We start from the raw sequence: 20,993 nt of genomic DNA, 5'->3' as shown, positions 1-20,993 counted from the left end.
ACAATGAAAAACAAATTTACTTGGCTTATTTTGGTTTTGGGTCTCTCATTTTTTCAAAGAGGATTTGCCCAATTGGAGGCTATAGGGTCGTCTGACTACGGAAGAATTTTTAATATTACGTATGACCCTTCGGTTGAAAATAAATTATATGCAACAACCCTGTATAACCATATTCTAGTGTCTAATGATAATGGTCAAAACTGGGAAGTATTATTTTCTATGTCGGTACAAGAGGTTACCACATTCAAAAATTTAAAACTCACTCGAAATAATACAGCATTGAGTTTTATTAAGTATAATATAGGTTCATCAAATAATACAATTTTAATACTGGATTTAAATTCAAATACTATTATTGATGAAATAGAAATTCCCTACACTTCTGGAGATAAATATATAAAGTCATATAGTATTTATGATGCAGACCCAAATGTCATTTTGATGAATACCAGAATTGACTTTGGCACTTTAGAGAACACATACTATACAACAGATGGAGGTCAAAATTGGGATTTAGTTTACACAAAATCTGAGCACGATAATGTTGCTATTAATAGTGTAACGATAAACCCAAGTAATCCAGAGCACCTTATACTTACCAGAGGGTTAGGTCCGTCAGGTGTTGATGGTGGATTATTTCAGTCATTTGACGGAGGACAAACCTGGGTTGAAAAATTAGAAGGTATTGTTTTGGCTCCAGTGGTTTTTAATCCGCATAATACCAACGTAATTTATGCTGGTACAGGGATTAGCTTTGGAAGTACAATAGAAAACTTATATCGTTCTGTAGACGGTGGAGAAAACTGGCAAACGGTACCCATTTCTTGGACAGATGAACAATTGAATGACATTACTTTTATTGCCTTTAATCCACAGGTTGAAAATAGTATCATGGTTTTAGAAGAAAATGAAATTGCTATTTCCACAGACAACGGAATTACTTGGGAGAATTATGTTCATGATACTAGTAATATTCACGGATATTATTATGGTACAAACCTTTCATTTAATCCCTATAATGAGAATGAAGTATTTATTAACAGTGATTATCACCCACAATTTTCGAATGATGGAGGTATAACCTTAAATTGGGCTAAAAACAATTTCTTCCTTTCTACAGGTTCTATTGGGTTATTTCCTGAAGGAGATGGTCATTTATATTATGGGGTTCAATATGGATACATAAATAGAAATTTAACTACTGAAAATGAAGCTAGCTTTGATATTCTGCCACTTGATTGGTTTACTCAAGGGAATGCTCCAAAGCTATTTATTGATGAAGCTATAGAGGGAAGAATTTTTACATTAAGTGGAGGATGGTTTGGATCAGACCTCAAAATAAGTATTGACCACGGTCAAAACAAGCATCAAGTTCTTAATACTTGGATGAATTCTTTGGACGCCACGGGAACAGATCCTTTTGATACAAGTGTTATTTGGTTTGCTTTTTCTGATACAGCTGGAAATGCTCAACTCAAACGTGCAGATGTAAGTGACTTAAATTCCATAATAACAAGTAATATTTCCTTACCCGAGAATGGAATAATTAGAGGTATTTATTTTGATCCAAATAACCAAGGTCATGTAATAATCACCTTAGGAACGAAAGTATATAAAACTGAAGATTTTGGAAGTACTTGGAATTTGTCTAATGTCGGTATTGAATTTTTAGACCCACAAATAGATCTAATCTTGCATATGGATTCAAATCCATTTAATAATGATCAATTGTCTATTGCAACCAATAGAGGAATATTTACATCCCTAGATGGTGGTGCTTCTTGGAGTCAAATTTACAATGAGCTTGTTCATCAAATTCATCATTCCAGCTATAATGATGGACATTTGGTTGGAATGATTCACAGTTCTCGAGATTCTGAATTTGGATTAATTTATTCAATGGATGCTGGACAGACTTGGGATGTTGTAGATAATGATGAATTATTATCTATTGGATCGGCTGCTTCTACGGTTAAATTCAATGAAGAAAGTGCAGACGTCTATATTGGAAGTGTAGATTTGGGATTGTTAAAGTATACCATAGACCTGCAGGTGCTAGAAATTGAAGAGAATCATTTTTCAAACCAAGATATTTCTGTTTTTCCAAACCCAACAACCAATGTAGTTTCTGTAATGGTATCGGGTGTTTCGCCTAAAGCTATATCTGTTTATGATTTAACTGGAAAAAAGATTATTGAAGTTTCCAATAATGCTGAAGTCAATATGTCTGGACTCTCTAATGGGGTTTATTTACTGAATGTAACCACAGATTCAGGAGGGACATTCCTTAAGCGAGTTATTAAACAATAATTTATTGTTATCAGTGACAACCGTTAATCAGAAATATTATTATGCCGTAGTAAAAAAAGGAACTTGCCGGTTGGTAAGAATGGATGGGTTCCTTCCTATTTTTTTGACTCTAGCAACAGCTAAGAAGAATACTCTGTCATTTAATAATGTTGAAATAAAAAAAATTAAAAGTGATAAGATAATAGAGACTTTGAAGGAAAACTAATTGAGTTTTGATTAGTGATTTTTAGATTAATTGGTTAGTTATGTAAAAGGCCAGATGTAATGTCTGGCTTTTTAATAAAGAGTTTTTGTGGAATAAAATTTTATGTGATAAAAAAGCAATCAAGTAAGGGCAAGTAATTTCTAATTCGTTTAGAATTATTATTTATTGGTTTGTAAACAGCTATAATTATTTTACCAAGCTATTTTTCGATACCAAAAAATGAAATGAAAGATTAATAGTAACATTAAAAAAAACTAATTAAGTTTTTAATTAGTGATTTTGATTAATAGTTAGTTGGGTAAGAAGCCGGATGTTAAATCCGGCTTCTTTTATTTGGATTTGACCTTTCATTATTAACTTAAGTCAATGTTTGAATTTTAATCCCTTGATACTTTTGTAAGATTAAAAATTTAAAAATTATGAATTTAATGAAATTAGTATTTTGGATGTTATTGTGTTTAACTATAACATCTTGTTCGGTGCAACAATTTGCAGTGAATACAGAAACTGAGCCATTTGAAAATGGCGGGAAAGTATTTGGAGAAAAAACAAAGGAGTTAACCTTTAAAAAAACAAGTGATTTACACATTATTGGTATTAATGTAAAAGAGAGTGATGTAAAAGCACTTGTTGATGAAATGAATGCAGAAAAGTATACTATTGAAACGAAATCTAGTTTATGGTTACGAATCCTTTCCCTTGGAATGGTAGATTATAAAACGGTAAAAGTGATTAAAAGAGAAGAATAGTACCAAGATTATTAGTAATTAAAAGGAAGCCCTAGAAATAATTCCTAGGGCTTCCTTTTAATTAAGATTAAATAGATTGCGAAAATATTATTATTTTTTTGAAGTAACTCGAATATAGTATCCATTAGGGTCTACTAAACGAAAGTCAGTTAGTCCCCAAGGTTGCTTTTTAAGTTCACTTTCAATTTCAATATCAGCCATCTTAACTTTATTATATATGAATTTTATATCTTCCACTTCCAATACTATTTCCACTCCAAAACCGTATTGAATATCAATTTGATTGGGATTAAAATAATGATCATTTCCGAGGTTTTCTATCAGCCCTATTCCTAATACAACTTGTCCATTCTGAATGGGTTGATAGGTGGAAATAGAGGATTTTAAGGATTTAAAACCAAGTACGTTTTTATAAAAATTCACCGTTTGTTCTATGTTCGATGTAAATAATTCTAGCCTCATTGTCATATTAGGAGGATTGATAGCACTTCCTTGATTACCAGAGTTTCGTAAATTCGAACTATAAAGTTCTAAAGTAACTAGTAGGGCTATGCTTGCCATAAATACTGCAAAGATTCTTTTATGAAATTCTAAATTCATGTTTGTTGTTTTTAAAAAGGATTATAGGATTGTAAAATTATTTAGAAACAGATTCTTATCTATTAAGATACTTTAAGAAAAGTGCAAATAGTATTGATAACTATAGTTCAAATTATTATTCATACTTACTTTAATAATTTACACATCATTATAGAAGTATAGGTTTGTTTTATTTACAAATAAGTAAGGGTAGAATATTTTAATTAAAGAAAATCTATTTTTTCGCTATTCTTTTTCTAATGCGACTCAAAGATTCCGGTTTTACACCCAAATAACTTGCCAAATGGTATTGTGGTACACGTTGTACTAAATCTGGTCGGGTCTCAATGAGGAGTTTATATCGAGTTTCAGGATTAGAAGTAATAAACCTTGCTTGTTCTTCTTGTTGATCACCAAAGTCTTCCTCCATGGTCATTCTGCATAGGGTTTCATACTTGGGGACTCGTTGAAACAATTCTTGTTCCTTTTCGTATGTTAATACGGCTAATTTGCAATCCTCTACACATTCAAAGTAATGATTTGCTGGTGTTTTATTCTTATAGCTTTGTAATGATGCTACAGATTCGTCTTCAATATAAAAGGAGGTAGTTTTATCCTCACCATCCACCAAGTAAAATTTTCTAACACATCCCTTTATTACAAAATAAGATTCCCTAGAAATCTGGCCTTCCTTTAAAAGTATTGTCCCTTTTTTAAACGATTTAATGGGGATACATTCTTCAAAAGCATTACGCTCTTCCTTGTTAAGGCTTAAAAATCTGGAGATAAGATCGGAAATTTTATTTTCCATTTCGTCAAAGGGATATCTTAAAAACTAAGCTAAATTAAAAAAGGTTTGGGTACAAACCCAAACCTTTATTTAAAATACTAAAGTAAAAACGATTAAATCACTGAAAATAGTTTTTCTATTGGTTTGCGAACCTTGGGTAAAGCTTGCGTATTATCCTCTTTATGCCTGTACCCTATAGGAGCAATAACAGCAGCGCACAACCCTTCTTCATTCAGATTTAATATCTCGTTGTACGATTCTGCTTCAAAACCTTCCATTGGACAAGCATCAATTTTTAATTCGGCACAAGCATTTAACAAATTTCCTAATGCCAAATAGGTTTGAGATTTTAACCAGCTTGTTTTTTCTTCTTGAGATTTTTCCTCAATTTTTTGTTTTATAAAGTCTCCATATCCATTTAACCTTTCTAAGTCTAATTGACGTTCATCTGCGGTTTGTTTAATAAATATATCAATCATTTCTGGAGTAGGATTTTTGTGATAACAAAAAACAAATAGGTGAGAAGCATCTATTATTTGACTTTGATTCCAAGAGACAGGCAAGAGTTGTTTTCTTATTTTTGGGTCTTCTACAATAAGTACTTTATACAACTGTAATCCATAAGATGAAACTGAAAGTTGAATTGCCTTTTTTAGTTTGGATAAATGTTCATTGGACACTTTTTTAGTAGTATCAAATTTTTTTGTGGCATAACGCCATTCTAAGTTTTTTAATAATTCCATTTTTTATTTTGTATTAATTAATATAATTCCAATAGTCATAGCTATTGCACCTAAAATTCTTTTCATAGTAAGAGGTTCTATAGGTAAATTCAACCAGCCATACTTTCCTGCAATTAGTGAGAAAATGAGCTGCCCAAATAGTCCTAAAGCAATCATTTTTGAAATGCCAAGACGTGGAATTGTATAGAAATACAAGGAAATTCCAAGAACACTAAAAAGGCCACCTATAAACCATAAATACCATGGGATATTCGTAAATGTTATTGTGTGGAAATTTATTTTTCCTATTAGTAGGAATAAAATACTCCCAAATACCACACTGCTAATGGAAGTTGCAATTACTGCAAGAATCGGTTGTTTTAAAAGTCCTCCTAAATGAGAATTAAACCCAGCTTGAACTGCCAAAAAAACACCGCCCATTAAGGCTAGAATGTAGAATGAGAATATTTTCATAATAGTTTATTAAAATTGCTTAATCCCACTTGTTAGAAGTTGACAAGGCGTATTTGCCTGCCCCAATAAAAAATATACTTAAGCCAAATATCATGTAGATGAAAATCAATCCTATTGACCAACCGCCATTTTCGTTTAAACTCAAAACATCTGGAATTCGATCCAATAAGATGGCTATAAAGCAAAATATACCAAAAAAAAGCCCTGCCAATTTGGCTCTTAATCCAATAATAATGAGGATGGGAGCAATTATTTCACCAATAAAAACCCCGTAGCTTAAAAATGTAGGAAGGCCATATTGATCCAACAAATCTTTTATGTATTCAATGCCAAAAATTAATTTATTAATACCATATAAAAGCATGGTAAAAGCAATACTAGCTCTTAATAAAAATAATCCGATGTGTTGTTTTTGATTCATAATATTTAGTTTTAAAAGTTATATTTTATAAATACTCCATAGTTTTCGAGGGTCTTTGAAGTATTGTTAAATTGATCTAGATTGCCTGCAAGCCCGAACATAATATCTCCCTTTTTAACCCCAATTTTTACTTGCTGAATCCCACGATTAATCATCTTAAAATCTGTATTCATAACAGCAAAGACACTTAAATAAAAATCTAGGGTGTTCGTAAGTCTAGGCGTATAGTTTAGGCTAATATTTTGCTCTAGTGTGAAGCCCTCTTGATAGGTGGTCCCTATGGAATAGTTTAGTTTTAACTTTGATTTTGTAAGTTGATATTGTCCGTTTATTGTTGAGAATGTTCCTGGATTTTTTACACCAAAACCTGCATTAATTTTGTAATGTTTGCTAACTTTATATGCCAGCATATTTCTGATGAAAAAAATAGTATTTCCCTCAGTAAAGTATTCTGCATCAAACAGTGTGACATTATTAATTGACCAGTTACTATCGAATGAATAATTAATATAGTGTTGGTAGGTATGGGATCTTGTTCCTAATACAATTTCTGGGGTAAAGGATAGTAGTTGCCCATGGGTTAGTTGTAAACCGAAAAGGATAAAAACTATAAATTGTAAAATTGTTTTCATAACCTATATCTAATTGATATAGGCAAATTTAGAGGCTAGTTGGGTGATAAAACTTAAGGTATCTTAAGAAAGGCTTGTGAACCAAATTGTTACAAAATAGAAATGGAAATAGTTTCATTTTTGTATTCTAATGAATACAAAATTTCATTTATTTCCAATTGAGCTTTAAAGGGTTCTGGTTTTATTACTAATTCCGTTGGGAACCATTTTGCTTTTAGAAGGTAATTTGGAAGCAGAAGCAATCCTATTTGTGATCCATGGGTGCCAAATGATTTAAAATTTCCTTTCCAAAACTTCGATGTCAATTTACTTTCTAAAAATCTATTAGTAGTAAGAATGTCTCTTGTGGGCATGCCAATTTCATTTACACAAAGAATACTATCTGAACCAAAGGCAACATCACTTTTATTTTCTATATCATGTCTGACTATAAACTCTACGATATTTCCACTTGGATCTTTGAAATAAAAAGACTGAGCATTCCAGCTTTCAAAATTTTGTATTTTTCTCTGGTTTTCAATTGAAAGGACGCGACCTCTTTTTTCAAACCATTCTAAAGCCTCGATAATTTTATTTGAAGGAATTAGGAAACAAAAATGGTAAATATGGTTGTTTTGGGCTTTGAGAAAAGTGAGCTCACTTCTTCCAATTTGTAATGTAAACTTATCTGAAGATTCTTCAATGGTTTGAAGCCCTAAAGAAACTGTATAAAATTCTTTTGTATCCTTAAGATTGTTTGTAAGCAGTTGTAATTTTTTAATCTTCATTAAATAAAATTACTAAAAAATAAATCAAGTGAAGGTCATTAAACAGTGTACGTAGCAAGTGCGCCAAAGGTTTGGAAGCCTAATTTAGTGTAAATAGGTTCTCCAAGTTTTGATGCTACTAAAAATACATAATCGCTATTATTTTTGAATGCTTCAGATATAAGTTTCTGGGTCATTGTCTTTCCTAACCCAAAGCCTCTAAAATTGTCAAGTGTCCCTATCATATGGATACCCGATTCTCCATTTTTATCTAAATAAATCATTCCACAACTTGCATATTCGTTTTCGAGTTTGCCTAAAAACATTTTAATATTTGATTCCTTTATGATTGCTTTAATAATCTTGGGTGAAACCACATATCCGAATGATTTTGTAGCTATTTCGGCAAAATGACAAGCTTCTTCATCAGTTTCAATCTGCTTTATATTATCAAAATTAATTGTTGGTTTTTCTAATTGAGAAATATTTAATGACATAGCTTTTACAATGCTTGTCTTTTTAAAGTGATGCTTTACTAATATTTGATTAGTGTTTTCTTCTTCGACAACCCCAATAGCATTCGGAAGTTCACTATTTTGAATGCGGTTTCGTAAATCTTTTAAATCAATGGTTAGGGGATTTAAGGAGAAGATTTTAGAGGGCCATGAATTGTTCTCTGGCATGGTAAGTTTAAAGCCAATTTCTTTTTTAAAACAATGAGCTGAGGTTCCTATTTGTTCCCAAAATTCAAATAAATTATTTATGATTTTAGCGTTCATACATTTCTTATTTAACAGTACAAAGCTAGACCTTGAGGGAAAACTAATAATTAAGATATCTTAAGAAAGGAATTTATATTGTTTTTTTTCTGATAGCGCTAAGAAATTCGGGGGTAATGCCAAGATAGGAAGCTACCATATATTGTGGCACACGCTGTTCTATAGCTCTATATTTTGTACGAAATTCTTCGTATCGTTCTTCGGCTGTTTTGCTCATAGAATTAATGGTTCTATTTTGGAAAGCAACATAGGCTTTTTCAAATTTCAATCTAAAAAAACGCTCAATAGCTGGGACTAAATCATAAAGCTCGTTTAGTTTATCTCTATGTATTTGTAAGATGATACTATCTTCTAGTGCTTGTATATACTGTGTAGCAGGGGTTTTTGTAAGGTAACTGTATAAGTCATTAACCCACCATTCTTCAATACCAAATTGTACTATATGTTCCTTGGCATCTTCATCTAAATAATATGCCCGTAATGATCCTTTTGCAATAAATTGCATATGACACGATTCCTTTCCAGCAAAAAGTAAAATTTCTTTTTTCTTTAATTCTCTTTCAATAAAATATGTCCTAACAAGTATTTCGTCACTTTCTGAAATCGAAATGCTCTTTTTTAAATGTGTAATAAATATATCTTTTGGTTTCATTACCATTAATTAATTTACTGTTTCAAAATATTCTAAAGACATTAAAAATAAAGGTTTAAAGTAAAAAAAAATAAATTACTATTGAAAAAGAGATGGTTTTTAGAGATCTTTTGTAATTAATAATATAATGTCTATTTTTACTGTAGTAATTAATAATCTTTGCGCATACGCTAACGCATACGATTTTGACATAATAGCAGGAGTGAGTCACTGGAAATCCAAGTAAATAGAGGGTTTGTTAATTTTCGATTGGAACTCATAACCCGAAGGTCACTGGTTCGAGTCCAGTTCCCGCTACTAATAAAGCCTCTTGAGAAATCAAGAGGCTTTATTTTTTTCTTTTTTATAGTTTTTACTATTTTTAATTGTGCTAAAACTAACACCCAGAACTAAGAGAAATATTAATCGAATTATTCCCTTTGGGCTTATATGGTTTATTCTCTCTTTAGTCTTTTTGTTTTCAGAGCATGCCGTATCAGGAGCTCAAGGAAACACCTTAGACTCTGCCATTAATGTTAATCTTCAGGTATTTATTTTTGCCTCATTTGGGGTAACCCTGGTAGGTCTTTTAGTTGGAGTTATTGAGCTAGTATATCTTGAAAAACACTTTGTTACCTATAGTTTTAAAGCTAAGATATTTTATAAGTTCATTATTTATACTGTTTTTTTAAGCATTATCATATTCGTCATGTTTATGATTGCCGCTAGTATTGAAATGAATACTTCAATTTTGGACATTCAAGTTTGGAATAAATATGTCACCTTTTTCTTTAGTATTACCCACCTAAGCACCCTAATGCAAATTGGCTTTTCGCTTTTAATTTCTCTGCTATATGCTGAAGTAAGTGAAAACCTAGGTCAAAATGTGCTAAAAAACTTTTTTACGGGAAAGTATCATAATCCCATTAACGAGGAACGGGTCATTATGTTTACCGATATGAAAGCCTCCACAACCATCGCAGAGAAGTTAGGCAACCGAAAATATTTTGAACTATTAAGAGCCTATTACAATGATTTGTCTAATGCCATTATTAATAATGAAGGGGAGGTATATCAATACATTGGGGATGAGATTGTAATTACTTGGAATCTTAAGAAAGTGAAAGGAGCCGATGCAAGTATTAAATGCTTTTATGATATGAAAACCGATTTAGAAAAAAGAAAAGATTGGTATCACAAAACATTTCATTTTTTTCCAGAATTTAAAGCTGCTATTCATGTGGGGGAGGTTACTACAGGGGAAATAGGCGCACTAAAGAAAGAAATATTTTTTACAGGAGATGTTTTAAATACCACGGCAAGAATGCAATCTTTATGCAAGGAATTTTCTACAGATTTATTGGTTTCTCAAAAGGTTTTGGATGATATTCAAGAAAAGTCAACGTTTCAATTTAATTCCATTGGGAATATTCCCTTAAAAGGAAAACAAGAAAAGGTAAGCCTATTTACTGTAAAAATACATTGAGTTATTTTCTTTCATTAAATTGTTTCAAAAAATGGTTTAAATCGTCAGTTTATTATGAAAAAATATGTTTTTAAATATCTCCTACTCGGTTTTACATTCCTTCAACTTTCCTTTGTAAATGCCCAGCAGAATAGGGTATTGGCTTGGCAAGAAGATATTCAAGCCTATCAAACTGGATTAGAAGTAAAACACATAGACGTTTATAATAGCGTTAGCAAACAAGATTTTGAAAGTGAGCTAACTAGGATAAAAGAAAGTGTCCTTGAGAAGACCGATTTTGAGATTATGTTAGACCTCATGCGATTAACAAGACGCATTGGTGATGGTCATACCTCGGTGTCATTACGAAATATTGAAACCCATAACTATCCTTTTGAAGTACGTTTTTTAGAAGGGCATTGGCGTGTGGTAAAGGTTGCTAAAGAGCATAAAAATCTTTTAAAAACATCCTTAATTAAAATTGAAGGAATTCCTATTAATGAGGTAGTGTCAAAGGTTTCAGAAGTGGCCCAGTTTGTAGAAAATGAATATTCGGAAGTGATTAGAACAGGAGAATATATACCTATGAGTGAGTTGCTTTATGCGCTACACATTACGAAGAATAAAAACGAAGCCAAATTCACTTTTATAGATGAAAATAAACGGGAAATAAGCCTTACTTTAAATCCTATTTCCAACAATACGTCTACAAAAGAAACCGATTTTGAAGCACTAACGATTAGCGTTCCTGAGATTACAAAACCCGAAGACTCAAAATTCGATTATTTATGGTATACACCCATAAAGGATACAAAAGCTATCTATATTAAATTTAAGGGTTATCCAAGTTTTGATGAAATGCTAGCCTTTGGGGAAACCTTGGTTGGATATATTATGGCGAATGCACATTCAAAGGCAGTTATTGATCTTCGTGGCAATGGAGGTGGCGATTTATATGTAGGAGTGGTTTTGGCCTATGCGCTCAATTTGGCAGACACCATAGACTGGAAAAATGGAGTTTACATTATGTGTGATCATATTACATTTTCGGCAGCAACCAGTAACACCGCCCTTTTTAAAAGGCTACTTAACGGCAAAGTAGTAGGCGAACCCACTGGCTCTAACCCCACTGGATATCAAGATATGGCTACATTTGAGTTGCCAAACTCAAAATTGGTAATTACGTATTCAAAACGATATTTTAAAATTTCAGATACTGTTACACAAGGGGTGCAACCCGATGTTTTATTACATTATCAATGGGGTAGCTTTGCAAAGGGGAGAGATAATATGTTACATTGGGTGATTCAAGATTTAAAAAAATAAGATTTTAAAATTATAAGAATGTAAAGCGCTAATTGTTAATCTGTCCCAAACTTTTGTGAAGGAATTATTAAAAGGCGTACTACTTAACCTTAGTTACTGTATCTTTAAGTATATCAACCCATTAAAACTAACATTATGAGAAGTTTGCTTTGGCTTGTAGCCGTAATCTGTATTATTATTTGGGTGCTAGGGTTTTTTGGCATCGTTGCCGGAATAGGAACCGGAAGTTTAATTCATATACTTTTAGTGATTGCAGTGATTGCAATTTTGTACAATATTATATCGGGTAGAAAGCCTTTATAAGGATTTCTACAGCTGAGGGATAGGTAGTCAATTACTTGGCTACCTATTTTTTTTATTTCAGAAATAAATAAATGCGCTTCCTTTTCAACAAATTGTAATAACCTACCTTTGCAAAAACATTTTTTATGGCTCACAAAGCTGGATTTGTAAATATTATAGGAAACCCTAACGTAGGCAAGAGTACACTTATGAATGCTTTTGTAGGGGAACGCTTGTCTATCATCACCAGTAAAGCGCAAACAACACGCCATCGAATTTTAGGGATTGTAAACGGTGAGGATTTTCAGGTAGTGTTGAGTGATACCCCTGGAATTATTAAACCAGCCTACGAGTTGCAAAGCAGTATGATGGAGTTTGTAAAATCTGCTTTTGACGATGCCGATGTACTGCTCTATATTGTAGAATTAGGCGAAAAGGAATTAAAAGACGAAGATTTTTTCAATAAAATAAAGAGTGCCAAAATCCCCGTGCTACTACTGCTCAATAAAATTGATATGGGGAATGAAGAATCCCTGCTCGAAGCTGTAAAAATGTGGCAGGAAAAAGTGCCCAATGCCGAGGTTTTTGCCATTTCTGCTTTAAAGAATTTTGGAGTACAACAAGTTTTTCAGAGGATTATTGAGCTACTACCAGAGTCACCCGCCTTTTATCCTAAAGACCAATTAACCGATAAGCCCGAACGTTTTTTTGTGAATGAAACCATTCGCGAAAAAATATTAATGCAATACAAAAAGGAAATTCCGTATTCGGTAGAGATAGAAACCGAAGAGTTTTTTGAAGATGAAAAAATGATTCGTATTCGTTCAATTATTATGGTAGAGCGAGAATCTCAAAAAGGAATTGTGATTGGTCATAAAGGACAACCTCTTAAGTGGGTAGGGATTGAAGCACGTAAAGATTTAGAGAAATTCTTCGGGAAGCATATTCACCTAGAGTTGTATGTAAAGGTGAATAAAAACTGGCGTAACGATCAAAACCAATTAAAGCGTTTTGGATATAACAATTAAAGCTGCAACGTTTGCTTCATAAACCCATAAAGCTTTAGCATTTCTTTTTTACCTGCTTGTTTGCCCATCCTACCGGCAAAATAAAGTACAAACCAAGTAATTACCATAAGCCCCATGAATACTAATTGTAGTAGGTAAGGGGAGTCTAAAGAGGCATTGGTGTATGCCCAAATCCCGAAGGCAATAAACAGCGATGCCACGGCAAAGTGGAAGAACATAAACATAGTCCATACCGCTGGTTTGGGGCCAAAGAGCCCTCGTAGGGTAGTCTTTCCTTCTTCAAAACTAGTAATTTCCAAATCCAGTTGAGGCGACCAAAAATGTTGTAGGTGTTTCGGAATTTTTAAAAATACGTGATGGTCTACATGCGTAATCACAATGTCCTCTGTGTTATTCTTTTTAGCTTCAAATGCCTTTATCGCTTCTTCGGGTGTACTTTTTAAATCAAAAGTAAACCGGGGGCGCAATACTATTTCTTCACCTAGTTCCAATAGATAATAATTTTAAACAGATTGAAATTAGCATTTTTTCTTCAATTTAAACCCCTACCTTTGCAGTCCATTTTTCAGAATATGAGTATAGTAGCTATAGTAGGAAGACCCAATGTAGGTAAATCTACCTTTTTTAACCGATTAATCCAGCGTCGTGAAGCCATTGTAGATGCCGTGAGCGGGGTAACCCGTGACCGTCACTATGGTAAGAGCGACTGGAACGGAAAGAAATTTTCGCTAATCGATACAGGAGGGTATGTAGTAGGAAGCGATGATATTTTTGAAGCTGAAATTGACAAACAAGTAGAACTCGCTATTGACGAGGCAGATGCCATAATCTTTATGGTAGATGTAGAAGACGGCGTTACGGGTATGGATCAAGAAGTAGCGGAATTGCTTCGAAAGAGTAAAAAACCATTTTTCTTAGCCGTTAATAAAGTAGATAATAGCAACAGGGTAAATGATGCCATGGAGTTTTATTCCTTAGGCGTAGAAAAATATTATACCCTTTCTAGCATTAACGGAAGCGGAACAGGAGAACTGCTTGACGATTTAGTAGAAGCGTTACCTGATGAAGCCGAAAAGGAAGAAACCACCCTTCCGCGTTTTGCGGTAGTAGGACGTCCCAATGCAGGAAAATCCTCTTTTATTAATGCCTTAATTGGTAAAGATCGTTTTGTGGTAACCGATATTGCCGGAACTACGCGCGATAGTATAGACACCACCTACAACCAGTTTGGGTTCGAGTTTAACTTGGTAGATACAGCCGGAATACGAAAGAAAAGTAAGGTAAAAGAAGACCTAGAGTTTTATAGTGTGATGCGTAGTGTTCGCGCTATAGAACATTGTGATGTAGCTATTTTAGTTTGCGATGCCACACGCGGATTCGATGGACAAGTACAAAACATTTTTTGGCTAGCACAGCGAAATAATAAGGGGATTGTGATTTTGGTGAACAAATGGGATTTAGTTGAAAAAGAAACCAATACAACAAAAGAATTTGAAGCATACATTCGTAAACAAATTGAACCTTTTGTAGATGTCCCAATAGTGTTTATATCGGTCACCAATAAACAACGAATTTATAAGGCAATAGAAACGGCTGTTGAGGTGTTTAAGAACAGAAGTAAAAGGATAAAAACGAGTGAGCTTAACGATGTGATGTTGCCTATTATACAAGCCTATCCGCCGCCCGCTATTAAAGCAAAATATGTAAAGATTAAATTCTGTACACAACTGCCTACGCCTTTCCCTAGTTTTGCATTTTTTGCCAACTTACCACAGTATGTAAAGGAGCCCTACAAGCGTTTTCTAGAAAATAAGTTGCGCGAAAACTTCGACTTTAACGGGGTACCAGTAACAATTTTTATTAGGAAGAAATAATGAATTAAAGATTTTCCTTAATCTTTAACAATTCAGCTTTTACGGTTTCCAATTTTCTAATAATCTCAAAATTGTCCAGTGTTTTGTGCTTATTTTCTTTAAGATGCGTTTTTGCTCCCTCAAGCGTAAACCCTCGTTCTTTTACCAAGTGATAAATAAACTCAAGGTTTTTAATGTCCTCGGGGGTAAATTTTCTATTGCCTTTGGCAGTTTTTTTAGGCTGTAAAATATCAAATTCCTTTTCCCAAAATCGTATAAGCGATGTATTAACATCAAATGCCTTAGCTACTTCGCCAATGGTGTAATACAATTTTTCTGGGAGTTCTACGTGCATTAATCGAGCGATTGGTTTTCTAACTGAGATTTCTCAAGTATTTGAGCAAATTCTTCTGGCGTTAAGTTTCCATAGTAAAAATTAATAGGGTTTATACGGTCTCCGTCCTTAAATATTTCGTAGTGTAAATGAGGCGCTTCACTTCTTCCAGTGCTACCCACAAAGCCAATTAAATCTCCTCGTTTTACTCTTTGTCCCACACGCACATTATATTTAAATAAATGAGCGTATAAACTTTCATATCCAAACCCGTGGTCTATACGAACATGATTACCGTATCCTGCTGCACTGTTATCTGCTCTACTTACCACTCCATTTCCTGAAGCATAAACCGGTGTTCCTCGAGGGGCAGTAAAATCCATTCCCCAGTGAAATTTACGTTCTTTGGTAAAAGGATCGGTTCGGTATCCAAATCCAGACGCCATGCGGGTTAAATCTTCATTGTTTACAGGTTGTATGGCGGGAATAGCTTCGAGTAACTTTTGTTTTTCGGTAGCGAGTATCGTTATTTCATCCAACGATTTTGATTGAATAACAATCTGTTTGGTTAAAATATCAAGCCGTCTACTAGCATTAATAATAAGTTTGGAATTATCAAATCCTTCCAAATCCTTATAACGGTTCACCCCTCCAAAACCTGCTTTACGCTGTTCTTCGGGAATGGGATTGGCTTCAAAATAAACACGGTAAATGTTATTATCTCTATCGGCTACTTGTTCCAAAACCGCTTCGGCCTGCGTCATTTTTTTATTTAATAACTCAAATTGAAGCTCCATCTGCGCAAGTTCACGCCTTAATTCGCGCTCTTTTGGGGTTTCAACATTAGGTAGATTTAAATAAACTAATAAAAGTAAAAAACCGCTCAATAAAGATCCCAAAAGAGATAACAAGAATATTCCTAGCCTTCTCCCTTTTTTGCGTTCAATTTTTCGGTAGGAGAGCGTTTCGCTATCGTAGTAATATTTTACCTTAGACATATCTTAAAAAGTCCTATTTTTGCGGTGATTAAAGGCTAATGCCTTTTTTGTAACGCATAACAAAGATAGAAATTGTTTGCTTTTATAGTAAATAAACTCTTACAAATACTAATTTTTTATGACTTCGGTAGAAATCCGTCAACAGTTTTTAGATTTTTTTAAGTCGAAATCTCATTCCATAGTAGCTTCAGCACCCATGGTGGTAAAAAATGATCCTACTTTAATGTTTATTAATAGTGGGATGGCGCCATTTAAGGAATATTTTTTAGGAAATGGAAAACCTAAAAATAACCGTATTGCCGATACCCAAAAATGTTTACGTGTAAGCGGAAAGCATAACGATTTGGAAGAGGTGGGAATGGACACCTATCATCATACCATGTTTGAGATGTTGGGAAACTGGAGTTTTGGCGATTATTTTAAAAAGGAAGCCATTGAATGGGCTTGGGAATTATTGACCGAAGTATATAAAATAGATAAGGATATTTTATATGTCTCCATTTTTGAAGGAGATAAAAGTGAAGGGTTGGACCGTGATACCGAAGCTTACAACCTTTGGAAAAAATTTGTTCCTGAAGAACGTATCCTAAACGGAAACAAAAAAGACAATTTTTGGGAAATGGGAGAACAAGGACCATGCGGCCCTTGTAGTGAAATCCATGTGGATATTCGTTCTGCCGAAGAAAAAGCAAAAATTTCAGGAGATAAACTTGTCAACCAAGACCATCCACAAGTGGTGGAAATTTGGAATTTGGTATTTATGCAATACAACCGTAAGGCGGATGGAAGTCTTGAAAAACTACCTTCGCAACACGTAGATACGGGGATGGGATTTGAACGTTTGTGTATGGTGCTTCAAAACAAACAAAGTAATTACGACACCGATGTATTTATGCCGCTTATTCGTGAAATTGAAGCCGTTACCAAGAGTCAATACGGGAAAGATGAAAAAAGGGATGTGGCGATTCGCGTAATTTCAGATCATATTCGAGCGGTAGCATTTTCTATTGCAGATGGGCAGTTGCCAAGTAATTCTGGGGCTGGGTATGTTATTAGAAGAATACTTCGTCGTGCTATTCGCTACGGATTTACGTTTTTGGATACCAAAGAGGCTTTCATTTACAAGCTTGTTCCCACCTTAGTAAAAATGATGGGAAAAGCCTTTCCAGAATTGGTTCGTGAGGAAAATTTAATTACAAATGTCATTCGAGAAGAAGAAGCTTCTTTCCTTAGAACTCTGGACCAAGGTTTGGTGTTATTGGAGAATGTTATTTCTGCTTCAAAGAGTAAAACTATTTCGGGTTCCAAGGCATTTGAATTGTATGATACCTTTGGGTTTCCTATCGATTTGACAGCGCTTATTTTAAGAGAACGGGGGTTAGAACTAGACGAAAAAGGATTTGAAGAAGAACTCCAAAAACAAAAAGAACGATCGCGTGCTGCCACCAAAGTAGAAACGGGCGATTGGGTGCTATTAAGTGATGATGCCGATGAAGAATTTGTTGGGTATGATACCCTAGAAACCCAAATAAAGATTACCCGTTATCGTAAGGTGGAATGCAAAAAGGAAGGGGAGTTGTATCAACTGGTTTTTAATCTTACACCATTCTATCCTGAAGGGGGCGGACAAGTAGGTGATAAAGGCTATTTGGAAGCTCAAAATGGGGAAGTAGTCTATATTATTGACACCAAAAAAGAGAACAACCTTATTGTTCATTTTGCAAAAAATTTACCACGTGATCCTGAAGCTACTTTTAAGGCAGTTGTAGATTCAAAACAGCGATTTAGAACCGCATCAAACCATACGGCAACACACTTGTTGCACCAGGCTTTGCGCAATATTTTAGGCGAACATGTAGCTCAAAAAGGGTCCATGGTACATAGTAAAAATTTGCGTTTCGATTTTTCTCATTTCAGTAAAGTGACTGATGAAGAATTACAAAAAGTTGAAGATTTTGTCAATGCTCGTATTCGAGAAGGAATTGCCTTAGAAGAGCGTCGCAATATTCCACATCAACAAGCCATTGACGAAGGTGCTTTGGCATTATTTGGTGAAAAATATGGGGATACAGTGCGTGCCATTAAGTTTGGAAAATCGATGGAATTGTGTGGTGGTACACACGTGCAAAATACTAATGACGTGTGGCATTTTATCATTACTTCAGAAGGGGCGGTAGCTTCAGGAATACGAAGAATCGAAGCCATTACAGGCGATGCCGCAAAGCAATATTTTGAAGAACGTGCAGCCTCTTTTAAACAAGTTCAAAAATTATTGAACAACACACCAGACCCCGTAAGTTCTATCGAAAAACTACAGGAAGAAAACAACGAATTGCAGAAGCAGATTCAGCAGCTATTAAAAGATAAAGCCAAAAATTTAAAAGGAGATTTAAAGGCTGAAGTAAAAGAGGTAAATGGCGTTCACTATTTAGCCACAGAAATCGATTTGGATGCCGCAGGGCAAAAGGATCTGGCTTTTGAATTGGGGAATGAAGTAGACAATTTGTTTTTACTCTTTGGAAGCGCAATCGATGGAAAAGCCTTATTAACCTGTTATATTTCTAAAGAATTAGTTGCTGAAAAAAACCTAAATGCTGGTCAGATAGTTCGTGAATTAGGAAAATACATCCAAGGCGGCGGTGGTGGACAACCCTTCTTTGCTACGGCTGGAGGTAAAAACCCTGAAGGGATTACTGAGGCCTTAAAAGCTGCGGAAGATTATTTAAAATAAATGAACCTCCAAACCCAAATACCACTTTCTCCCAAGGAACCTCAAATTAATTACCAGTCCAAGGTGGTATTAATGGGGTCTTGTTTTACGGAGAATATAGGAGGGAAGCTGGACTATTTTCAATTTCAGAATATTCAAAATCCGTTTGGGGTAATTTTCAATCCTGTTTCTATTGAAAAACTCATTTTTAGAGCGTTACATGATGATTTTTATACGGAAAATGATGTTTTTCAGCACAAAGGCTTATGGCATTGTTATGAGGTGCATTCGTCCCTTTCAATGGTAGATAAATCTGAATTTTTAAACAGCATTAACCTTCAACTTAGCCATTTTAAAACATACCTTTTAGAAGCCTCACATATCATCTTTACATTAGGTTCGGCTTGGGTGTACTTGCACAACAACACTTCCGAAATTGTTGCAAACTGTCAAAAAGTCCCACAGAAAGAATTTTCAAAAGAGATACTCTCTATGGAGATGATTTCAAAAAGTTTGCAAAATTGTATTTCAGAAATTAATGAAGTAAACCCAAAGGTTACTTTCATTTTTACGGTTTCTCCTGTTAGGCATATAAAGGATGGATTTGCAGAAAATACCTTAAGCAAGTCGCACTTACTTTCAGCCGTACACCCATCGATTTCTACGATTGAAAATGCACATTATTTCCCTTCTTATGAATTGATGATGGACGAGCTACGCGATTATCGCTTTTATAAAGAGGATATGTTGCATCCTAATGATACTGCCATACAGTATATATGGGAAAAGTTTAATCGGGTATGGATTTCAGCTGAAACAACCCACCTTCAAAATGAGATTGCGGCCATTCATAAAGGATTACAACACAAACCGTTTAATCCTGATAGTGAGGAACACAGCGTGTTTCAAAAAAATCTTCAGAAGAGCATAGAAAAGCTTCAAAAGGAACTTCCTTGGATACAGTTTTAGTGACTTTGGTCATTTAATTGTTTTTAGAAAAATGATAGTTTTGACTATATTTAATAAGTTTAAAAAGCTACGGTTATGAAAAAAAACATGGGACAAGGTGATCGTTTTTTAAGAATTATCATCGCAGTCATTATCGCCATTCTTTATTACGCAGGTGTTATCTCTGGTACACTAGGGCTCGTGCTTTTAATACTGGCAGGTATTTTTATACTTACTAGTTTTATAAGTTTTTGCCCATTGTATGCGCCTTTTGGTATTAGTACGTGTAAGGTAAAAAAGAAATAAAAATGGCGCCTATGGGCGTCATTTTTGTATTATACGACAATTGCCGTATTGTATGCGCTTTGGTTTTAGGACAACTTTGTACCTAACAAAAACCAAAACATACAATTATGAAAACTTTAAAAATTCTTTCTTTATTCTTTTTTGCAAGTTTAGTGCTTGCTTCATGTAAAAAAGACGATGACGGGGGTGACGACCCACAGGCAGCCGCTGGAACTATGACTGCAACTGTAGATGGTGGTTCTTTTGAGTCACTTGAAGGAACTGTTATGGCTCAAGAATCCAATTCTGGAGGTGTTAGAGTTATGGCTGTTTCTGCAGGAACAGTGGATTCAGAAAATCTACAAATGATAATCCAAAATTTTGATGGCGTAGGAACTTACGAGTTAAACTTAGCTAATATTGGAACCTATAGCTACTTGCCAGATCCAGGCAATCCAGATCCAACAACCGTGGTAGTGTATATGGCCGTAAATGGAACTACTTCTGGAGGAGAAGTTAATATTTCTAGTTACACAGCAGACAGAGTAAAGGGAACCTTTTCTTTTACAGGGTATAATATTCAAGATAACACAGATACAGTTTCAGTAACAAGTGGATCTTTTGATATGGAAGTAACCCAAAACTAAATCCCATTAAAAAAAATCTCAAGTGTTGAGGTTTTTACGTGGAGCCGGGAGTAGAACTTTGTTTTGCTTCCGGTTTTTT

23 protein-coding genes are annotated in these 20,993 nt (G+C 34.2%); 11 read left to right on the top strand and 12 right to left on the bottom strand.

Translation table 11 applies throughout. The features are described from left to right. Nucleotides 1–3 precede the first annotated feature (3 nt). Together KXJ69_RS01535 and KXJ69_RS01530 are read left to right on the top strand one after the other, a co-directional pair. Nucleotides 4–2,310, top strand: a complete 2,307-nt coding sequence (locus KXJ69_RS01535) for a VPS10 domain-containing protein (protein WP_219050590.1) — start codon at nucleotides 4–6, stop codon at nucleotides 2,308–2,310. A 633-nt stretch (nucleotides 2,311–2,943) separates the two neighbouring features. Then, nucleotides 2,944–3,264: a hypothetical protein gene (locus KXJ69_RS01530; RefSeq protein WP_219050588.1), complete on the top strand. Its 321-nt coding sequence runs from the start codon at nucleotides 2,944–2,946 to the stop codon at nucleotides 3,262–3,264. Between the two features lie 90 nt (nucleotides 3,265–3,354). Here the strand turns inward: KXJ69_RS01530 and KXJ69_RS01525 are convergent, their stop codons facing one another. From KXJ69_RS01525 to KXJ69_RS01485, 9 genes are all read right to left on the bottom strand, one after another. After that, complete coding sequence (locus tag KXJ69_RS01525; RefSeq protein WP_255571146.1) at nucleotides 3,355–3,864, bottom strand: VOC family protein; 510 nt, start codon at nucleotides 3,862–3,864, stop codon at nucleotides 3,355–3,357. A 214-nt stretch (nucleotides 3,865–4,078) separates the two neighbouring features. After that, entirely contained in the window at nucleotides 4,079–4,654 is a 576-nt protein-coding gene (locus tag KXJ69_RS01520) for a Crp/Fnr family transcriptional regulator (RefSeq protein ID WP_219050586.1), read from the bottom strand. Nucleotides 4,655–4,746: 92 nt separating this feature from the next. After that, nucleotides 4,747–5,376 (bottom strand): NAD(P)H-dependent oxidoreductase, encoded by a 630-nt coding sequence (locus KXJ69_RS01515; RefSeq protein ID WP_219050584.1) that lies wholly within the window; start codon nucleotides 5,374–5,376, stop codon nucleotides 4,747–4,749. A gap of 3 nt (nucleotides 5,377–5,379) precedes the next feature. Beyond that, nucleotides 5,380–5,829, bottom strand: a complete 450-nt coding sequence (locus KXJ69_RS01510) for a DMT family transporter (protein ID WP_219050582.1) — start codon at nucleotides 5,827–5,829, stop codon at nucleotides 5,380–5,382. A 19-nt stretch (nucleotides 5,830–5,848) separates the two neighbouring features. Then, nucleotides 5,849–6,250, bottom strand: a complete 402-nt coding sequence (locus KXJ69_RS01505; RefSeq protein WP_219050580.1) for a DoxX family protein — start codon at nucleotides 6,248–6,250, stop codon at nucleotides 5,849–5,851. 11 nt (nucleotides 6,251–6,261) lie between these two features. Then, complete coding sequence (locus KXJ69_RS01500) at nucleotides 6,262–6,882, bottom strand: hypothetical protein (protein ID WP_219050578.1); 621 nt, start codon at nucleotides 6,880–6,882, stop codon at nucleotides 6,262–6,264. A gap of 89 nt (nucleotides 6,883–6,971) precedes the next feature. After that, nucleotides 6,972–7,649 (bottom strand): VOC family protein, encoded by a 678-nt coding sequence (locus KXJ69_RS01495; protein ID WP_219050576.1) that lies wholly within the window; start codon nucleotides 7,647–7,649, stop codon nucleotides 6,972–6,974. A 38-nt stretch (nucleotides 7,650–7,687) separates the two neighbouring features. Next, entirely contained in the window at nucleotides 7,688–8,407 is a 720-nt protein-coding gene (locus KXJ69_RS01490; RefSeq protein WP_219050574.1) for a GNAT family N-acetyltransferase, read from the bottom strand. A gap of 73 nt (nucleotides 8,408–8,480) precedes the next feature. Further along, a complete protein-coding gene (locus KXJ69_RS01485) occupies nucleotides 8,481–9,059 on the bottom strand; it encodes a Crp/Fnr family transcriptional regulator (protein ID WP_255571145.1) in 579 nt (192 codons plus the stop codon). Nucleotides 9,060–9,426: 367 nt separating this feature from the next. On the opposite strand from KXJ69_RS01485, the gene KXJ69_RS13765 reads away from it, so the two are divergent. The 4 genes from KXJ69_RS13765 to era all read left to right on the top strand — a co-directional run bounded on the left by KXJ69_RS13765 (nucleotide 9,427) and on the right by era (nucleotide 13,139). Next, on the top strand, nucleotides 9,427–10,524 hold the full coding sequence (locus KXJ69_RS13765; protein WP_219050570.1) for an adenylate/guanylate cyclase domain-containing protein: 1,098 nt from the start codon (nucleotides 9,427–9,429) through the stop codon (nucleotides 10,522–10,524). Between the two features lie 54 nt (nucleotides 10,525–10,578). Next, complete coding sequence (locus KXJ69_RS01475; protein WP_219050566.1) at nucleotides 10,579–11,829, top strand: S41 family peptidase; 1,251 nt, start codon at nucleotides 10,579–10,581, stop codon at nucleotides 11,827–11,829. Nucleotides 11,830–11,964: 135 nt separating this feature from the next. After that, nucleotides 11,965–12,132 (top strand): lmo0937 family membrane protein, encoded by a 168-nt coding sequence (locus KXJ69_RS01470; protein ID WP_219050565.1) that lies wholly within the window; start codon nucleotides 11,965–11,967, stop codon nucleotides 12,130–12,132. A gap of 125 nt (nucleotides 12,133–12,257) precedes the next feature. Further along, entirely contained in the window at nucleotides 12,258–13,139 is an 882-nt protein-coding gene (gene era, locus KXJ69_RS01465; protein ID WP_219050564.1) for a GTPase Era, read from the top strand. Here era and KXJ69_RS01460 read toward each other — a convergent pair. After that, a complete protein-coding gene (locus tag KXJ69_RS01460) occupies nucleotides 13,136–13,630 on the bottom strand; it encodes a GTP-binding protein (protein WP_219050563.1) in 495 nt (164 codons plus the stop codon). The genes era and KXJ69_RS01460 overlap by 4 nt on opposite strands. Nucleotides 13,631–13,711: 81 nt before the next feature. Between KXJ69_RS01460 and der the strand changes: the two genes are divergently transcribed. Beyond that, complete coding sequence (der, locus tag KXJ69_RS01455; RefSeq protein WP_219050562.1) at nucleotides 13,712–15,013, top strand: ribosome biogenesis GTPase Der; 1,302 nt, start codon at nucleotides 13,712–13,714, stop codon at nucleotides 15,011–15,013. 4 nt (nucleotides 15,014–15,017) lie between these two features. Here der and KXJ69_RS01450 read toward each other — a convergent pair whose 3' ends face one another. Together KXJ69_RS01450 and KXJ69_RS01445 are read right to left on the bottom strand one after the other, a co-directional pair. Further along, nucleotides 15,018–15,347 (bottom strand): MerR family transcriptional regulator, encoded by a 330-nt coding sequence (locus KXJ69_RS01450; RefSeq protein ID WP_219050561.1) that lies wholly within the window; start codon nucleotides 15,345–15,347, stop codon nucleotides 15,018–15,020. Then, nucleotides 15,347–16,324 carry a M23 family metallopeptidase gene (locus KXJ69_RS01445; protein WP_219050560.1) on the bottom strand — a complete coding sequence of 326 codons (978 nt, stop codon included), beginning with the start codon at nucleotides 16,322–16,324 and terminating at the stop codon, nucleotides 15,347–15,349. The genes KXJ69_RS01450 and KXJ69_RS01445 overlap by 1 nt, the downstream gene beginning before the upstream one ends. Nucleotides 16,325–16,442: 118 nt before the next feature. On the opposite strand from KXJ69_RS01445, the gene alaS reads away from it, so the two are divergent. The 4 genes from alaS (at nucleotide 16,443) to KXJ69_RS01425 (ending at nucleotide 20,914) form a co-directional block, all read left to right on the top strand. Continuing rightward, nucleotides 16,443–19,055 (top strand): alanine--tRNA ligase, encoded by a 2,613-nt coding sequence (alaS, locus tag KXJ69_RS01440; protein ID WP_219050559.1) that lies wholly within the window; start codon nucleotides 16,443–16,445, stop codon nucleotides 19,053–19,055. Continuing rightward, nucleotides 19,056–20,003: a GSCFA domain-containing protein gene (locus tag KXJ69_RS01435; protein ID WP_219050558.1), complete on the top strand. Its 948-nt coding sequence runs from the start codon at nucleotides 19,056–19,058 to the stop codon at nucleotides 20,001–20,003. A 75-nt stretch (nucleotides 20,004–20,078) separates the two neighbouring features. Further along, nucleotides 20,079–20,288: a YgaP family membrane protein gene (locus tag KXJ69_RS01430; RefSeq protein WP_219050557.1), complete on the top strand. Its 210-nt coding sequence runs from the start codon at nucleotides 20,079–20,081 to the stop codon at nucleotides 20,286–20,288. 107 nt (nucleotides 20,289–20,395) lie between these two features. Beyond that, nucleotides 20,396–20,914 (top strand): Riean_0653 family protein, encoded by a 519-nt coding sequence (locus tag KXJ69_RS01425; protein WP_219050556.1) that lies wholly within the window; start codon nucleotides 20,396–20,398, stop codon nucleotides 20,912–20,914. The last annotated feature ends 79 nt before the right edge of the window (nucleotides 20,915–20,993 follow it).

It is taken from the genome of Halomarinibacterium sedimenti, assembly GCF_019312585.1.
Lineage (GTDB): Bacteria > Bacteroidota > Bacteroidia > Flavobacteriales > Flavobacteriaceae > Halomarinibacterium > Halomarinibacterium sedimenti.
Note: the sequence above shows the minus strand (reverse complement) of the source record. Positions and strands in the feature narration are given on the sequence as shown.

What these genes read in the sequence shown, in the direction of transcription:
- KXJ69_RS01450 (WP_219050561.1), bottom strand. Translation starts at nt 15,347, where the DNA reads ATGCACGTAGAACTCCCAGAAAAATTGTATTACACCATTGGCGAAGTA.
- KXJ69_RS01425 (WP_219050556.1), top strand. Translation starts at nt 20,396, where the DNA reads ATGAAAACTTTAAAAATTCTTTCTTTATTCTTTTTTGCAAGTTTAGTG.
- alaS (WP_219050559.1), top strand. Translation starts at nt 16,443, where the DNA reads ATGACTTCGGTAGAAATCCGTCAACAGTTTTTAGATTTTTTTAAGTCG.
- der (WP_219050562.1), top strand. Translation starts at nt 13,712, where the DNA reads ATGAGTATAGTAGCTATAGTAGGAAGACCCAATGTAGGTAAATCTACC.
- KXJ69_RS01435 (WP_219050558.1), top strand. Translation starts at nt 19,056, where the DNA reads ATGAACCTCCAAACCCAAATACCACTTTCTCCCAAGGAACCTCAAATT.
- KXJ69_RS01490 (WP_219050574.1), bottom strand. Translation starts at nt 8,407, where the DNA reads ATGAACGCTAAAATCATAAATAATTTATTTGAATTTTGGGAACAAATA.
- KXJ69_RS01430 (WP_219050557.1), top strand. Translation starts at nt 20,079, where the DNA reads ATGAAAAAAAACATGGGACAAGGTGATCGTTTTTTAAGAATTATCATC.
- KXJ69_RS01500 (WP_219050578.1), bottom strand. Translation starts at nt 6,882, where the DNA reads ATGAAAACAATTTTACAATTTATAGTTTTTATCCTTTTCGGTTTACAA.
- KXJ69_RS01445 (WP_219050560.1), bottom strand. Translation starts at nt 16,324, where the DNA reads ATGTCTAAGGTAAAATATTACTACGATAGCGAAACGCTCTCCTACCGA.
- KXJ69_RS01505 (WP_219050580.1), bottom strand. Translation starts at nt 6,250, where the DNA reads ATGAATCAAAAACAACACATCGGATTATTTTTATTAAGAGCTAGTATT.
- KXJ69_RS01525 (WP_255571146.1), bottom strand. Translation starts at nt 3,864, where the DNA reads ATGAATTTAGAATTTCATAAAAGAATCTTTGCAGTATTTATGGCAAGC.
- era (WP_219050564.1), top strand. Translation starts at nt 12,258, where the DNA reads ATGGCTCACAAAGCTGGATTTGTAAATATTATAGGAAACCCTAACGTA.
- KXJ69_RS01535 (WP_219050590.1), top strand. Translation starts at nt 4, where the DNA reads ATGAAAAACAAATTTACTTGGCTTATTTTGGTTTTGGGTCTCTCATTT.
- KXJ69_RS01470 (WP_219050565.1), top strand. Translation starts at nt 11,965, where the DNA reads ATGAGAAGTTTGCTTTGGCTTGTAGCCGTAATCTGTATTATTATTTGG.
- KXJ69_RS01485 (WP_255571145.1), bottom strand. Translation starts at nt 9,059, where the DNA reads ATGAAACCAAAAGATATATTTATTACACATTTAAAAAAGAGCATTTCG.
- KXJ69_RS01475 (WP_219050566.1), top strand. Translation starts at nt 10,579, where the DNA reads ATGAAAAAATATGTTTTTAAATATCTCCTACTCGGTTTTACATTCCTT.
- KXJ69_RS01510 (WP_219050582.1), bottom strand. Translation starts at nt 5,829, where the DNA reads ATGAAAATATTCTCATTCTACATTCTAGCCTTAATGGGCGGTGTTTTT.
- KXJ69_RS01515 (WP_219050584.1), bottom strand. Translation starts at nt 5,376, where the DNA reads ATGGAATTATTAAAAAACTTAGAATGGCGTTATGCCACAAAAAAATTT.
- KXJ69_RS01520 (WP_219050586.1), bottom strand. Translation starts at nt 4,654, where the DNA reads ATGGAAAATAAAATTTCCGATCTTATCTCCAGATTTTTAAGCCTTAAC.
- KXJ69_RS01495 (WP_219050576.1), bottom strand. Translation starts at nt 7,649, where the DNA reads ATGAAGATTAAAAAATTACAACTGCTTACAAACAATCTTAAGGATACA.
- KXJ69_RS01530 (WP_219050588.1), top strand. Translation starts at nt 2,944, where the DNA reads ATGAAATTAGTATTTTGGATGTTATTGTGTTTAACTATAACATCTTGT.